The organism is Nisaea sediminum, assembly GCF_014904705.1.
GTDB classification, from domain to species: domain Bacteria; phylum Pseudomonadota; class Alphaproteobacteria; order Thalassobaculales; family Thalassobaculaceae; genus Nisaea; species Nisaea sediminum.
The window spans coordinates 224,285-237,266 of the sequence record NZ_JACZCQ010000003.1 but is presented as its reverse complement, the minus strand read 5'-3'; the positions used below and the strand labels follow the sequence as shown (position 1 = coordinate 237,266).

General features: G+C 62.2%; 17 protein-coding genes and 1 tRNA gene. 10 read left to right on the top strand and 8 right to left on the bottom strand.

Features of this window, described 5'->3' with window-relative positions; genetic code table 11:
- Nucleotides 1-7: 7 nt before the first annotated feature.
- The 3 genes from radC to sfsA all read right to left on the bottom strand — a co-directional run bounded on the left by radC (nucleotide 8) and on the right by sfsA (nucleotide 2,430).
- On the bottom strand, nucleotides 8-703 hold the full coding sequence (gene radC, locus IG122_RS06155; protein WP_193181488.1) for a RadC family protein: 696 nt from the start codon (nucleotides 701-703) through the stop codon (nucleotides 8-10).
- A 67-nt stretch (nucleotides 704-770) separates the two neighbouring features.
- On the bottom strand, nucleotides 771-1,592 hold the full coding sequence (map, locus tag IG122_RS06150) for a type I methionyl aminopeptidase (protein ID WP_193181486.1): 822 nt from the start codon (nucleotides 1,590-1,592) through the stop codon (nucleotides 771-773).
- A 121-nt stretch (nucleotides 1,593-1,713) separates the two neighbouring features.
- Complete coding sequence (sfsA, locus tag IG122_RS06145) at nucleotides 1,714-2,430, bottom strand: DNA/RNA nuclease SfsA (protein ID WP_193181477.1); 717 nt, start codon at nucleotides 2,428-2,430, stop codon at nucleotides 1,714-1,716.
- Nucleotides 2,431-2,499: 69 nt separating this feature from the next.
- Here sfsA and IG122_RS06140 point away from each other — a divergent pair, with 69 nt between their 5' ends.
- From IG122_RS06140 to IG122_RS06115, 6 genes are all read left to right on the top strand, one after another.
- A complete protein-coding gene (locus tag IG122_RS06140; RefSeq protein WP_193181475.1) occupies nucleotides 2,500-3,291 on the top strand; it encodes a competence/damage-inducible protein A in 792 nt (263 codons plus the stop codon).
- Nucleotides 3,281-4,063: an enoyl-CoA hydratase gene (locus IG122_RS06135; RefSeq protein ID WP_193181473.1), complete on the top strand. Its 783-nt coding sequence runs from the start codon at nucleotides 3,281-3,283 to the stop codon at nucleotides 4,061-4,063. The genes IG122_RS06140 and IG122_RS06135 overlap by 11 nt, the downstream gene beginning before the upstream one ends.
- Nucleotides 4,064-4,075: 12 nt before the next feature.
- Nucleotides 4,076-4,471 (top strand): hypothetical protein, encoded by a 396-nt coding sequence (locus tag IG122_RS06130; protein ID WP_226893369.1) that lies wholly within the window; start codon nucleotides 4,076-4,078, stop codon nucleotides 4,469-4,471.
- Between the two features lie 53 nt (nucleotides 4,472-4,524).
- Nucleotides 4,525-5,034, top strand: coding sequence for a hypothetical protein (locus tag IG122_RS06125; protein ID WP_193181469.1), 510 nt, complete (start codon nucleotides 4,525-4,527; stop codon nucleotides 5,032-5,034).
- 65 nt (nucleotides 5,035-5,099) lie between these two features.
- Nucleotides 5,100-5,288, top strand: coding sequence for a hypothetical protein (locus IG122_RS06120; RefSeq protein WP_193181467.1), 189 nt, complete (start codon nucleotides 5,100-5,102; stop codon nucleotides 5,286-5,288).
- A gap of 12 nt (nucleotides 5,289-5,300) precedes the next feature.
- Nucleotides 5,301-5,684: a hypothetical protein gene (locus IG122_RS06115; RefSeq protein WP_193181465.1), complete on the top strand. Its 384-nt coding sequence runs from the start codon at nucleotides 5,301-5,303 to the stop codon at nucleotides 5,682-5,684.
- Nucleotides 5,685-5,886: 202 nt separating this feature from the next.
- Here the strand turns inward: IG122_RS06115 and IG122_RS06110 are convergent, their stop codons facing one another.
- On the bottom strand, nucleotides 5,887-6,189 hold the full coding sequence (locus IG122_RS06110; RefSeq protein ID WP_193181463.1) for a hypothetical protein: 303 nt from the start codon (nucleotides 6,187-6,189) through the stop codon (nucleotides 5,887-5,889).
- A 177-nt stretch (nucleotides 6,190-6,366) separates the two neighbouring features.
- Here IG122_RS06110 and IG122_RS06105 point away from each other — a divergent pair, with 177 nt between their 5' ends.
- From IG122_RS06105 to IG122_RS06095, 3 genes are read left to right on the top strand one after another with little or no spacing between them, the layout of a single operon-like run.
- Nucleotides 6,367-6,894: a hypothetical protein gene (locus IG122_RS06105; protein WP_193181461.1), complete on the top strand. Its 528-nt coding sequence runs from the start codon at nucleotides 6,367-6,369 to the stop codon at nucleotides 6,892-6,894.
- The gene (locus IG122_RS06100) at nucleotides 6,891-7,286 is read left to right on the top strand and encodes a hypothetical protein (protein WP_193181452.1); all 396 of its coding nucleotides are present in this window, start codon (nucleotides 6,891-6,893) and stop codon (nucleotides 7,284-7,286) included. Before IG122_RS06105 ends, IG122_RS06100 begins: the two co-directional genes overlap by 4 nt.
- A 43-nt stretch (nucleotides 7,287-7,329) precedes the next feature.
- Complete coding sequence (locus tag IG122_RS06095; protein ID WP_193181450.1) at nucleotides 7,330-7,887, top strand: hypothetical protein; 558 nt, start codon at nucleotides 7,330-7,332, stop codon at nucleotides 7,885-7,887.
- Nucleotides 7,888-7,960: 73 nt separating this feature from the next.
- On the opposite strand, the gene IG122_RS06090 is transcribed toward IG122_RS06095, so the two are convergent.
- From IG122_RS06090 to IG122_RS06080, 3 genes are all read right to left on the bottom strand, one after another.
- Nucleotides 7,961-8,809 (bottom strand): hypothetical protein, encoded by an 849-nt coding sequence (locus IG122_RS06090; protein WP_193181449.1) that lies wholly within the window; start codon nucleotides 8,807-8,809, stop codon nucleotides 7,961-7,963.
- A 212-nt stretch (nucleotides 8,810-9,021) separates the two neighbouring features.
- Nucleotides 9,022-9,106, bottom strand: a tRNA-Leu gene (locus IG122_RS06085).
- Between the two features lie 84 nt (nucleotides 9,107-9,190).
- The gene (locus IG122_RS06080; protein WP_193181447.1) at nucleotides 9,191-10,132 is read right to left on the bottom strand and encodes a branched-chain amino acid transaminase; all 942 of its coding nucleotides are present in this window, start codon (nucleotides 10,130-10,132) and stop codon (nucleotides 9,191-9,193) included.
- Between the two features lie 207 nt (nucleotides 10,133-10,339).
- Here IG122_RS06080 and IG122_RS06075 point away from each other — a divergent pair, with 207 nt between their 5' ends.
- A complete protein-coding gene (locus tag IG122_RS06075) occupies nucleotides 10,340-11,572 on the top strand; it encodes an MFS transporter (RefSeq protein ID WP_193181445.1) in 1,233 nt (410 codons plus the stop codon).
- A 12-nt stretch (nucleotides 11,573-11,584) separates the two neighbouring features.
- Here IG122_RS06075 and IG122_RS06070 read toward each other — a convergent pair whose 3' ends face one another.
- Nucleotides 11,585-12,982: a hypothetical protein gene (locus tag IG122_RS06070; RefSeq protein WP_193181442.1), complete on the bottom strand. Its 1,398-nt coding sequence runs from the start codon at nucleotides 12,980-12,982 to the stop codon at nucleotides 11,585-11,587.

Sequence of the window (12,982 nt, the reverse complement as noted above, 5' to 3'; positions counted from 1 at the left end):
CATACACTCAGAGCAATCCCCGCGCCTTGAAGCTTGTATGTGCGGCGCGGCCGACGATGATGTGGTCGTGCAGCACGATGCCGAGCACCGAGGCCGCCTGGCGGATCTGGTTCGTCATCTCGATATCCGCCCTCGACGGCGTTGTGTCCCCGCTCGGATGATTGTGCACCAGGATGAGGGCGGTCGCGCCGAGATCGAGGGCGCGGGCGACCACCTCGCGCGGGTAGACCGGCGTGTGGTCGACGGTGCCTTCCTGCAGCACCTCGTCGGCGATGATCCGGTTCTTCTTGTCGAGGAAGAGCACGCGGAACTGCTCGCGCTTGGAGAAACCCATGGCGGCCCGGCAATAGGCGATGAGCTGGTCCCAGGAGGAAACGACGGCGCGTTCGCGCACTTGCTCCTGCATCAGCCGGACGGCGGCGGCGCGCACGGCCTTCAGCGCGATCGCGGTGCTCTCGCCGACTCCGCGGACCTTCATCAGGTCTTCCGCCGGGGCAGAGATGATCTCGGAGAAACTGCCAAAGCGATCCAGCAGCATTTTCGCCAGCGGCTTCACGTCACCGCGCGGGCGCGACTGGAACAGCACCAGTTCCAGAAGTTCGTAATCCGCCACCCGGTCCGGTCCGGTCTTCAGGAAACGGTCGCGGAGCCGGCGACGGTGGCCGGCATTGTAATCAGGGTTCAGAAGATCGTCGCGTGGCACGGAAGCGTCCTCCCCTCGGGATCCTTGGCATTGGAGTCATGGGAGGGGCGGGACGGTTTTCCGGGGATCAGATCTCGTAGGGCGGCTTGGTATAGCCCTTGGGCGAGAGCGTGAAGATCTCGCAGCCGTCGGCGGTGACGCCGATGGAATGCTCGAACTGGGCCGAGAGCGAGCGGTCGCGGGTCACCGCGGTCCACCCGTCCGGCAGGATCTTCACCGCGTACTTGCCGTCGTTGATCATCGGCTCGATGGTGAAGAACATGCCTTCCTGAAGCACCGTGCCTTCGCCCTTGTTGCCGTAATGCAGAACGCTCGGCGGGGCATGGAAGGTGCGGCCGAGGCCGTGGCCGCAGAAGTCGCGCACGACGGAGCAGCGCTGGTCTTCCGCGTATTTCTGGATCGCATAGCCGACATCGCCGAGCGTCGCGCCGGGCCGTACCTGCTCGATGCCGAGCATCAGGCAGTCATAGGTGATGTCCATCAGGCGGCGGGCCTTCACGCTGACCTTGTCGCCGACGCCGTACATCCGGCTGGTGTCGCCATGCCAGCCGTTCAGGATCACGGTCACGTCGATATTCAGAATGTCGCCGTTCTCGAGCTTCTTCGGACCGGGAATGCCGTGGCAGACGACATGGTTGATCGAGGTGCAGATCGACTTCGGGAAGCCCTTGTAGCCGAGCGGCGCGGGCGTCGCGCCATGCTTCAGGATGAAGTCGTGGCAGAGCCTGTCCAGCTCTTCCGTGGTCACGCCGGGCTGAACGTAGGGCGTCAGGTAGTCGAGGGTTTCGGCGGCCAGCTTTCCGGCCTGCCGCATGCCCTGGAAATCGAGCGGACCGTGCAGCTTGATGGCGCGGGAAGACTCATCCTGGGCGAGTGAAGGATCTTGCATTCTGTTCCATTTTGCGCGGTCCGGGCCGCGCCCTGTCTCTTGAGTGTCCGCCATAAATGCGGTCCGGGGCATCCAGCGTCAAGTCAATCCGCGCCGCGTGCCCGTGTCGCGGAGCCGCCCGTCAGGGCCAGACGACGGGGAGGGGACGGCGCACCGAGATCGCCTCCGGGGTGATATCGCAATCGTAGCAGATCGCCTCGACACCCGCCGCGCGGGCGGTGCGCAGGGCTTCGGCATAGCCCGGATCGATGTCCTCGGCGACGCAGAACCGGTCGCAATCCATCCGCTGCACGAGATAGACCATGACCGCCCGGTTGCCTTTCGCCACCTCGTTGCCGAGCTCGACCAGGTGCTTCGCGCCGCGCTTCGTGACCGCGTCCGGAAACTCGGCGGCGCCCGGATTGGGGCCGTCGTCCCGTTTCAGATGTACGTTTTTTACCTCGGCATAGCAGATGCCCTTGGCCGGATCCTCGAGATAGAGGTCGATGCGGGAATTCTCCCCGTAGCGCACTTCCCGGCGGAGAGCCGCGTAGCCCGCGAGCTCCTCGATCGCGCCGCTTCTGACGGCTTCCTCGACGATGGCGTTCGGGTGCCCGGTATTGATGCCGACAAGGCCGCCGTCGGTTTCGATCAGCTCGAAGGTGTAGGCGAGCTTGCGCTTCGGATTGTCCGATTTCGAGAGCCAGACCTTCGAGCCCGGCTCCTGCAGCCCGATCATGCCGCCGGGATTGGGGCAGTGCGCCGTCACTTCCGTTCCGTCGGCGAGCCTTACATCCGCGAGGAAGCGCTTGTAGCGCTGGATCAGGATGCCTTCGTGGAGCGGTGTCGGAAGTTGCATCGGGACGTCCGTTGTTTCATGGTTCGCTTGCTCTAAGTTCCCGAGACCTCATAGCAATCCCGGTCCGCCATGTCAGACGAAACCGTCACCTCCGCCTTTCTCATCATCGGCAACGAAATCCTTTCCGGCCGTACCAAAGACAAGAATCTCGGCTTCCTCGCCGAGAAGCTGACCGAGGCCGGTATCCGCCTCTCGGAAGTCCGCGTCGTGCGTGACGAGGAGGGCGAGATCGTGGAGGCCGTGAACGCGCTGAGGGCGCGCTACACCTACGTCTTCACCTCGGGCGGCATCGGGCCGACCCATGACGACATCACCTGCGCCTCCATCGCCGCCGCCTTCGGCCTGTCGGTGATCCGCAATCCGGAGGCGATGCGGCGCATGGAGATCCATTACAAGACCATCGGCCGCGAGTTCAACGAGGCGCGCAAGAAGATGGCCGAGACGCCGGAGGGCGCCGAGCTAATCGACAACCCGGTCTCGACCGCGCCCGGCTTCATCATCGGCAACGTCCATGTCATGGCGGGCGTGCCGAGCGTCTTCCAGGCGATGGTGCTGGAACTGCTACCGAAGCTGAAGCACGGCGCGAAGATGCTGTCACGGGCGGTGAGCTGTACGCTGGGTGAGGGCGTGGTCGCCGAGGCGCTGGGCGAGATCCAGTCGCGCTACGGCGATGTCGAGATTGGCAGCTACCCGTATTTCCGCGCCGGCTATTTCGGCACCACGCTGGTGGCGCGCGGCACCGATGTCGCGCGGCTGGAGGCGGCCGCGGAAGAGATCCGGCAAATGATCCGGGACAAGGGCGGCGAGCCGATCGAGGCGAGGCCGGAAGAAGACACCGAGGAGACGCAGAATGCCGGTTGAGACCGAGCGCAAGGAGGTCGGCACCGGGAGCGTGGTCACGCTGACCTGGGACAATGCCGAGAAGCTCAACATCGTCAATTCCGAGGGGATTGGCGCGCTGACGCTGGCGATCTCCGAGCTGGAAGAGGATGACAGCCTGCGTGCCCTGGTGCTGCGCGGGAAAGGGAAGAAAGCCTTTATCGGCGGCGCCGACATCAACGAGATGGCCGCCTGCGATCCGGAGAAGGCGGAAGCCTTCATCTCCCGGCTGCACGGCCTGATGAAGGCGATCCGCGAGTGCCGCGTGCCGGTGATCGCGGCGATCGACGGCTACTGTCTCGGCGCGGGCATGGAAATCGCCGCCTCCTGCGATATCCGGATCGCCAGCGACGAGGCGAAGTTCGGCATGCCGGAGGTCAAGGTCGGCATTCCCTCGGTGATCGAGGCGGCGCTGCTGCCCCGGCTGATCGGCTGGGGCAAGGCGAGCTACCTCGTCTACACGGGCTCGATCGTCGATGCGCGCACCGCCCGCGACTGGGGCTTCGTCGAGCGTTTGGTGACATCCATGTCGCTGCCGGAAATCGCCGCCCAGACTGCGCGGGAGATCGCCGAGGCCGGACCGGTCGCGATCCGCATCCAGAAGCAGCTGCTCAAGGTCTGGGAGGAAGAGCCGCTCGAAGCCGGCATCGAGTCCGGGATCGAGGCTTTCGCCGCGGCCTACGAGACCGGCGAGCCACAGGCGATGATGCGGGCCTTCCTTGACGCCAAGAAGGCCAAGAAGGGCGCCGCCTGAGCCATGGGCCGGATGGCCGCGCTTCCGGTCCTGTTCACGATGCTCCTGCTCGGAGCGGGGCTGGCGCGCGCGGCCACGATCGACGGTGTCTGGGGCTTCGTCGGCGCGGACGGAGAGGCCCGTTGCAGCGGTACCGTCGTGCTGGTCTTCCGGGACGGGAAATATGCGCGGGTGCTGCCCAAGCTCGGAACGCTTTCGGGTGAGAAAGTCTATGTCTTCGGAACCTCTACCTATCTGATCTCCGGAGACCGCCTGGAGGTCGCGCCGGTCTATACCTGGACCGCGCCCGAGCCGGGGCGGTCCTACCTGATCCGGCGTGGCGCCGAGCCTGCGCTGGTGCGAGAAGGCGAGCAGCCGGCGACCCTCCGGCCTTGCCCGGAGCTCGATGCTAGTCAGTTGATTCAGTGATGCTTTCGGGCGCATACTTGGACGTCTGACAGGCAGACGGGAGGACCGGTCCCATGGCTGATCAATTCTCCAGCGCGGAACCGCAGGACGAAACCCCTGCACGACGGCCGGCGCCGAAGCGCGAACAGCTGCCGGAGCTCGATGCCGAGACGCGGCAGGAATTCATCGCGCTCTACACCGATGCCTCCGAGAATCTTCGCTTCGCCAAGGCGCAGCAGTGGCACACGCTGGTCTATTTCTCCGCCCTTTGCGTCGGCGTGGTCGCGGTCGGGGTCTGGCTGCGCTGGGGCGATGTCAGTCTGATCGCCTTCCTCTTCTACCTGCTCTGGATCTTCAGCCTCGCGACGGTCGGCACGATCCTGATGCTGCAGAGCTGGCAGAGCGGAGAGGCGAAGAAGCAGGCTTTCATCCGCGCCCATCTGGGCGAGCTGACCCGTGCCGCCCTGGCGCAGAAATCCGGGGTCACCGGCGACGTGCACCGCTACATGATGCTCGCCTTCATGCTGCTCTATGTCGAGATGGCGACCCTCGCGGTCTCGCGGATGCTCTGGCCTCACTTCTGATAGGGGTTTCTGGCGCGCTTCTTGCTTTCCCTTGGTTTCGTCCACTTTTCAGGAGGCACGAAACCATGGGCACGAATGTCCTGAGAAAACCCGATACCGGCGCCGGAACCCCGGCTTCGGCCACTAAAGGCTGGAAAAAGCTCGATCTTTCCGAGCTTTTCTCGCGCGAGTTCCGGATCGGCAAGAACGGCATCTATTGCGAAGCTCTGTCGGCACAGATTGCCCGCTCGGAAAATGATTCCGGCTCGGAGTGAAGGGAGAGCAGTGTGGTTGATGCGGTCACGAACCAGGGCGCTTCCGCCGAGCTGCTGAACAGCGGCAAGCCGAAGTCAATGGATATCGGCACGGCGAATGCGTTCCGTCAGACCTTCAACGGGGTCTACAGCAACGAGATCGAACCGGAACCCGAGCCGGACGCCTCGGCGACGAAGGGGCTCTCGGCAGCGGCGGCGGCCTTCCTCGCCTACATGATGAAGACGCCGGAAGAGCTCTATTTCGAGCAGATTCTGAAGGAGAAGGGCCTCACTCCCGAGCAGTTCGAGATGCTGCCGCAGAAGGAAAAGGCGGCGCTGCGCGAGGAGATCATGGAGGAGGTCAAGCTCCGCATGGAAGAGGATGCGGCGAAGAAGGCGGCGGGCAAGGAGGTCTGAACCGGATCGTTATGGCCCGCCGGCCAAACGAATGAGGGCGCCAGAAGGCGCCCTTTTTGTTTCCCAGAGCATCCACTCTGTCGTCATCCCCACGTGAGTGGGGACCCAGAGAACCTCGTTCCGCGCTTCACGATCCCTGGCTCCCCGCGTCCGCGGGAATGACGACCGTTTTGGGGATCGAAAAGCTCAATAACGCGGTCGCTCAGACCCCGCGCGCGGCTTCCTCGAGCAGGGCGGGGTTGCTGACGATCCCGGTGCCGCTCGGCAGGTTGGCGAGCTCGTCCGCGACCGCGCCGGCGAGCGCCAGCGCGTCCTCGCGCGAGAGATTGTCGTTGACGCCTTCGCCGACCGAGGAAGCGCCGCGCGTATTGCCGCTGACGGAAACCGAAACCGCGCCCTGGGCGCCCTGGCTCTGCGCCGGGCCCTGCGGGCCGTCGGTGCGTTTCGCGGGCGTGGTCTGCGTGCGCGCGACGTTCTGCGATGCGAGCGTGCTCTTGATATCCATGGGAAATCCCTTCGGCTTTCGTGCCTGTATGAGGGAACTTTAACTTTCGCCGGGCGTTTTGTCACCAGCGCCATGGTCTGCGCACGGCGCCGGACGCGTTTTCCTAACCGCGATCCGGCGCTCCGCGCAAGCCGTCATCGGGCACCATCGCGCGAAACGGAAGGGCGGGCGGACGCGTTGGAGCAGATACACCAGTTCATCGACAGCTACTATGTGGCGGAATGGGCCTCGATTTCCGGCCTCGTCATCTCTTTCTTCGGTTTCGCGGTGACGATCCTGAACGTCGTCCGCTCGCGCGATGCCGCGACCCGCGCCGAGGAGGCGGCCGAACGGGCGATCCGGGCGATCACGGGAATCGAGATCGTCGACGGCCTTGCCGACGCGATCCGTCTCCTCGACGAGCTCCAACGGCTGAACCGGCTCGGCGAATGGGCTCTGGTACTCGACCGCCACCGGGCCTTCCGCAATATCGTCGGTGACCTGAAGGCGAACGACTCGATCAGCAAATACGAGAATATCGGGCGCCTGCAATCCGCCTTCCAGCACTCCTCGACCATGTCGAACACGATCGAGCTGTTCCTCGACGGGAGCGGGACGGCGCAGAGCGTGAACGTGGCCCAGATGAACAAGGTTCTTTCCAAACAGTCGGAACATCTCGGCGCCCTGATGGTCGAGATCCGCACCGCCGTGGGAGCAAAGCAATGATCAGCGAGAAACTGGGCGAGATGGTCTCGCGCCTGAAGCAGCGGACCGAGGACGGCAAGGTCGACTGGGAGGAGACCGCCACCCGCGGCCGCTTCCAGACCACCCTGAACGACCATTCCCTCGTCATCGCCGAGCAGGAGAACGAGGACGACCCGGAGACCGTCGATTACTGCATCACGATCTACAACCGGGACGGCGACGATATCGAATGCTTCACCGACCGCGATCTCGCCGAGGTGCCGGAAGCGAATGCGGAAGAGACCTATCGCGCGCTGATGAAGGAGATCCACGCCATCGCCCGCCGCAAGGCGCTCGGCGCGGAAGAGGCGGTGGACGCGATCCTTGAGGTGCTGGACGAGTCCGAGGAAGACGAGGAGAAGGACCCGAAATAAGGCCATCTTTCTCCCGGCGTTATCTGGCCGCTATCATGTGGGCATGAAACGTTTCATCGAACGCCCCGCGCTGGTGGGACTCGTCATTCTGCTGTGCCTGATCCGGACGCTGCCCACACTGGCGGACGAGGACAAGCCTCTCGCCTTCGTGCCGCCGGAGATCCACGGACTCTGGGAAATCGCGGAAATCGATTTCGCGGGCATCAGCGCCGTCGGCCCGGAAGAGGTCGGAAAGTTCGTCGGGCGCCGGATTGAGATCGGCAACGCTCATATGGACCTGTTCGGCTATCGCTGTCGCGTCGACCGCTACGAGGCGGAACTGGTCGACAACGTCGCCGGATTTTTCGGCGAGCGCTTCCTGTTTTCGAACGATCTGAAGACCGCCGGCCTCCGCAAGGCGCCGGATTTCTATCCCGAAAGACTGATGCTGGAGCTGAAATGCGCCGAGGCGGACCGGCCAGAGGTTGCGGAAGAGGATGCGATTTTCTTTTGCCTCGGCAGCGATAGGCTAGACGGGAAGGGGTTCGATTATTTTGGCGAAGGCGTCCTGATAACGAGCTGCGATGGGGCCAATTATTTTCTCCGTCAGGTTGCCAGATAATGGCAGATAATCTGGAGGGGGGATGACATCGCGTTTATAATTCATTCTTCTCAGTTTGAGGAATTAAAGCGGATCAATTGTTCTCTAATAGAACGGTAATAGCCTTCGATACGTCAGTTGACATCATGGTTGCTGAAAGTTGATCAATGCAGTCATGACTAAGAGGTCGTCGAATGTACTTAGAAACTCTTGTAACAACTTTAGCGGAGTCGGTTTCCATAGCGTTTGAAAGCATAGAAGCAAGATCATTGCACTCTATTCCATTTTCAAGTTTTGGTATGTTGTAAATTAGAAAATCATCCACATCGAATGAATTCATTCTATCTACCGCAGATTGAATTTGTTTGGCTGTGATTTGGGGTGTTTTAATTAATTTTGGAGGCATGATGTTCGTTGATTTTATAGTTTCTTGATTTTTTATTGCGCTTGTGATTATATCGTTTTCTAAAGATTTTATTGTTTTTAACTGAGATTTTATTGTGTTTTTGTATTCGTTTTCTTTTTCGGACGTTATTTTTGCAATTTTTTCGATTTCTTTTGTTTTATTGTTGATTTCTATTTTGCTTTCTGTGAGATCCTTTTTTAAGGATGAAATTATCTTTTCTTGTTGTTCGATTATGCTTTGGTTTCGTGTGTTATTTTTAGATAAATCGTCGATGGAATCGCTAAGTTTTTCATTCTTACTTTTTAATTTTATTAATTCATTTTCATACTTTTCTATCTTTATTGTATTTGATTGCGCTATGTCGTTTTGCGTCAAATTATCAAACATCTTCGATATCGACTCGATCTCCGTGAAGGCCGATCCCATTGCAAAGGTTGTGATGAATAATGAGAAAATTACCCCCCAACCTTTTAAGGAAATATGTTCCCACATCCACTTGAGGGTTATTTTTTCTAAATTTTCCGGCCGTTCTGACAAGATAAGTCTCAATACATTAATACGCTATTTGGGTTTCGGGGCTACTCGAAGTCAGTGTCTCTCTTGAGTGTTGATTTTCTTGCACGCGCTAGCGTGAGTCCGATCTGTCTAAAAAGACGCCAAGTTTCACAGATTCAAATTTATCCGTCATGTATTAGAGATTGAACGGAAATTTATGAAAATCAAGGAACATTGAGGGTTCATTGCAGCACTGGTGGCCCCGGAGGGACTCGAACCCTCACGTCCGAAGACTCGCGATTTTAAGTCGCGTGCGTCTACCAGTTCCGCCACGGGGCCGACCGGGCGTTAAGCACCTCTAGCTACAGGAACTTCGCCGCCGCGCCAAGACGTCCCGGCGCGGCGTACGAAAGGTGAGGGCGGTTACTCCGCCGCCTTGGCGGCCGCGCCCTTGTAGACCGGCATCCGCCATTCGGCGTGATCCGTGGTCCGGCCCTCGCAGACATCGATATAGCTCTGCTGCAGCTTCTTGGTCACCGGGCCGATGGTCCCGGTGCCGAGCGGCAGGCGGTCGATCGAGAGGATCGGCGTGACCTCCCAGGCGGTGCCGCAGAAGAAGGCCTCGTCGGCGGCGGCGAGCTCGCTGCGGTCGACGGACCGCTCGACGGTCTCGTAGCCGGCCTCGCGGGCGAGCTGCAGGACGGTGTCGCGGGTGATGCTTTCCAGAATGTCGTTCGAGGTATCGGGGGTGATGACCTGGCCGCCGCGCACCATGAAGAAGCACATGCCCGGGCCCTCGGAGACCTTGCCGCGGCTGTTGAGGAAGATCGCGGTGTCGTAGCCGTCGGCGGTCGCCTGCACGGTGGCGAGGCGGCCGTTATTGTAGTTGGCGTTGCACTTCACGCGCATCGGCATGGCGTTGTCCGGCACCCGCATCCAGGAGCTGACCTGGGCGCTGATACCCTTCAGCACGTTCTCCGAGCGCGGGCGTTCCAGCGCGGTGATGGCGAGGCCGACCGGGCCGCAGGCGCCGGGGCCGCCCATGCCGGCGACATAGCAGGAGGTCATGATGTGCAGGTTGGTGCCGGCGAACTTGTTGGCGCGGATCAGCTCCAGCGTCTTCTCGGTCACGAGATCCGCCGAGATCGCGCCGTCGAAGCGCATGAAGCGCTGCGAGAAGTCGAGCCGCTCCATATGTTCTTCCATGCGGAAGAGGTGGAAATCCTCGTCCTGCTCGTTCCAGTAGGCGCGCAGACCCTCGAACACGGTGGTGCCGAACTTGAAGGCCGCCGAGGCGACATGCACCGTCGCGTTGTCCCATTCCACGATCTCGCCGTCGATGACGGCATATTTCGGCGTCGACATTGCCGCGTCCCTTTCCTCTGTCCGTTGGGTGGGGTCGGGCTGCCGGCGGGCGCCGCACGCCCATTGGTAGTCTGACCCCCTGAATTGTTCTGATGACAATCCGGCGTTTGTCGGCCAAGCCGCCCGGTGCCATATTCCGAGCCTAGAGCGTTGCCGGACCAGCTACAAGCGCCTCTCCGGCACCCCTGAAAAGAAGGACGAGACGGAATGTCAGGTGCAAGCGACGGCCGGGACTACAACATGCGGCTTGCCTATATCGCGCTGTTCTGCGGCGGGATCATCGGCGCGCTCTCGTTCGGCATCCGCTCCGGGTTCGGCATCTTCCTGCCGCCGATCACCGCCGAGCTCGGTGTCGGGCGCGAGGTCTTTGCCTTCTCGCTCGCCATCCAGAACCTGATCTGGGGCGCGACCCAGCCCTTCGCGGGCGCCATTTCGGACCGCTACGGACCGTTCCGGGCGATCTGCGGCGGCGCGCTGGTCTATGCCGCGGGCACCGTGCTGATCGCCTATTCCTCCTCCGCCGGCATGCTGCATCTGAGCGCGGGCGCGCTGGTCGGCGCCGGTCTCTCCGGCACCTCCTTCGGCATCATTCTCAGCGCCGTCGGCCAGCTGTTCCCGCCCGAGCGGCGCTCCTGGGCGCTCGGTGTCGTCGGGGCCTCGGGCTCGCTCGGCCAGTTCCTCCTGGTTCCGGTTGCGGGTGGCCTCGTCACCGCTTTCGGCTGGAAGACGGCGGCGCTTTATATGGGCCTCGGCTCGCTGGTGATGATCCCGCTCGCCTTCGCCTTCTGGACCATTCCCGGGACCAAGAGCAATCCGGTGCCGGCGGACCAGAGCGTCGGCCAGGCGCTGAAGGAGGCCTTGAGCTACAAGAGCTACTGGCTGCTGACCGGTGGCTTCTTCGTCTGCGGCTTCCAGGTCGCCTTCATCGCCGTGCACATGCCGGCCTACGCGACCGATCTCGGCCTCACCGCCGCCGTCGGCGCCAACGCGCTGGCGCTGGTCGGCCTCTTCAACGTCATCGGCTCCTACAGCGCCGGCGTGCTTGGGGGCAAGTTCTCGCGGAAGTACCTGCTCAGCATGCTCTATTTCGGCCGCGGCGTGGTCATCGTCGTCATGCTGCTGATGCCGCCGAGCGAGCTGATGATCTATGCCTTCGCCGGCGCCATGGGCCTGCTCTGGCTCAGCACCGTGCCGCTGACCTCGGGGCTGGTCGGGCAGATCTTCGGGATGCGCTACATGAGCATGCTGTTCGGCATCGTCTTCTTCAGCCACCAGATCGGCTCGTTCCTCGGCGTCTGGCTCGGCGGGCGGATCTTCGACGAGACCGGCTCCTATAACGGGATCTGGTACATCTCGATCGCGCTCTCGGTCTTCGCCGGTCTGGTGCACTGGCCGATCCGCGAGCACGCCATCGAGCGGCAGCCCGCGCCGGCGGAATAGCGGGCCCGGGCCTCAGGCCTCCTGCAGGAGCTTGAGGCCTTCAAGCCGGAGCTGATTGGCCTTTTCCGGGCCGAGCAGGAGTTCCGTCATGCGGACCTGGGTGTAGAGCTGACGCTGTGCGTCGCCCGGATCGAGTGCCGAGGAATTCCGGCTCCGGATCTTGCTCAGCAGGGCCTCGGTCTGCGCGCCGATATTGTGCTCCAGCTCCGCAAGCCGCTTATTCACGTCGCGCTCGAGGCCAAGCTCCTCGGCGAAGCGGTCGGTGATCATCAGCGAAACGATCCGGTCCTCGACGGCCTTTTGCGCTTCGACCGGGTCGCTGCCGTTGTCCGGATCGCCGAGGGACGAAAGGCTGGACGCGACCTGTCCGTCCACGGCCTCCAGCATCTCGCGGCGGACCAGATCCGCCATCTCGCTCTTGGTGCGCTGCACCTGCCGGTTTTGCATGCGCGAGCCGGAGCCGCTGACGGCGCGGGCGGCACCGAGGATGTCCTTGACGAATTTTTCCGTCTGCAGTGCCAGGTCCTGGCCGCTGGTCGAGTTGTGGATTTTCTCCTCCAGGCCGCGGATCTTCTCCTCGGTCTGGCTGACGATGGCCTGGTTCGCGATCTCGGTGATCCCGGACACGTCGGCCACCGTTCCGGCTTCCTGGGCGCGCTGCATGATCTCGACGATCATCGACGGGTTATGCAGCCGCGCGAGGATGACGAAGACGACGAACTGGGTATTGGCCGGACGCTGGCGGTGCACGGTGTTGAGCGCCGTGCAGATATGTTCCAGATGCACGTTCGTCACCTGGCTGAGGCCGGCCGACGGCAGCGCCTTGCGCAGCTCCATCACCGGCACGGCGACCTCGAGGACGCCGACCATTTCGATCAGCGCCGCAAAAACGGTTTCATCGCCAAGACTCTCGATCAGGGCCCGTTTCCTGGTCTTGTCGCGCTCCGCCGCGGCGAGAACCTCGCGAAGCCGGCCGGCGGCATAGCGCCAGAAACCGGTGCCGAGTTCGATCAGCGCGGTATCGTTGTCCTTCTCGATCTCCTCGAGATCGTCCTGATAGCGCTGAACCCGGGAGGGATCCGCATGTTCGAGGAACAGCTTGTAGCAGGGGACGATGGTGCTGCGCGGGATCCGTCCGACCGCCTTGCGCGGCTCTCCGGAGGTATAGAGCAGATCGGCGAACGGTTCGGCGAAGAACCGGACCAGGGTCGCCTGCCGTTCCGGTTTCATAATGGCGAGCCGGGGGCGCAGCTTCGCCATGACCTGGGCGACGGCCGGCGCCTTCTTGCGGTCGAGCGCGCGTTTCTCGAGCTCGGCCACGAGATTTGTGAGATCGGCCTCGGGAATCCGGAAGAGTTGTCCTTCGAGATCGCCGAGATTGATCGGGGTGCGGTCCGAATCTGAACTCAT

Coding starts and splice junctions, on each gene's coding strand:
- map (WP_193181486.1), bottom strand. CDS start 1,592: ATGCAAGATCCTTCACTCGCCCAGGATGAGTCTTCCCGCGCCATCAAG.
- sfsA (WP_193181477.1), bottom strand. CDS start 2,430: ATGCAACTTCCGACACCGCTCCACGAAGGCATCCTGATCCAGCGCTAC.
- IG122_RS06140 (WP_193181475.1), top strand. CDS start 2,500: ATGTCAGACGAAACCGTCACCTCCGCCTTTCTCATCATCGGCAACGAA.
- IG122_RS06135 (WP_193181473.1), top strand. CDS start 3,281: ATGCCGGTTGAGACCGAGCGCAAGGAGGTCGGCACCGGGAGCGTGGTC.
- IG122_RS06130 (WP_226893369.1), top strand. CDS start 4,076: ATGGCCGCGCTTCCGGTCCTGTTCACGATGCTCCTGCTCGGAGCGGGG.
- IG122_RS06125 (WP_193181469.1), top strand. CDS start 4,525: ATGGCTGATCAATTCTCCAGCGCGGAACCGCAGGACGAAACCCCTGCA.
- IG122_RS06120 (WP_193181467.1), top strand. CDS start 5,100: ATGGGCACGAATGTCCTGAGAAAACCCGATACCGGCGCCGGAACCCCG.
- IG122_RS06110 (WP_193181463.1), bottom strand. CDS start 6,189: ATGGATATCAAGAGCACGCTCGCATCGCAGAACGTCGCGCGCACGCAG.
- IG122_RS06100 (WP_193181452.1), top strand. CDS start 6,891: ATGATCAGCGAGAAACTGGGCGAGATGGTCTCGCGCCTGAAGCAGCGG.
- IG122_RS06095 (WP_193181450.1), top strand. CDS start 7,330: ATGAAACGTTTCATCGAACGCCCCGCGCTGGTGGGACTCGTCATTCTG.
- IG122_RS06080 (WP_193181447.1), bottom strand. CDS start 10,132: ATGTCGACGCCGAAATATGCCGTCATCGACGGCGAGATCGTGGAATGG.
- IG122_RS06075 (WP_193181445.1), top strand. CDS start 10,340: ATGTCAGGTGCAAGCGACGGCCGGGACTACAACATGCGGCTTGCCTAT.
- IG122_RS06070 (WP_193181442.1), bottom strand. CDS start 12,982: ATGAGTTCAGATTCGGACCGCACCCCGATCAATCTCGGCGATCTCGAA.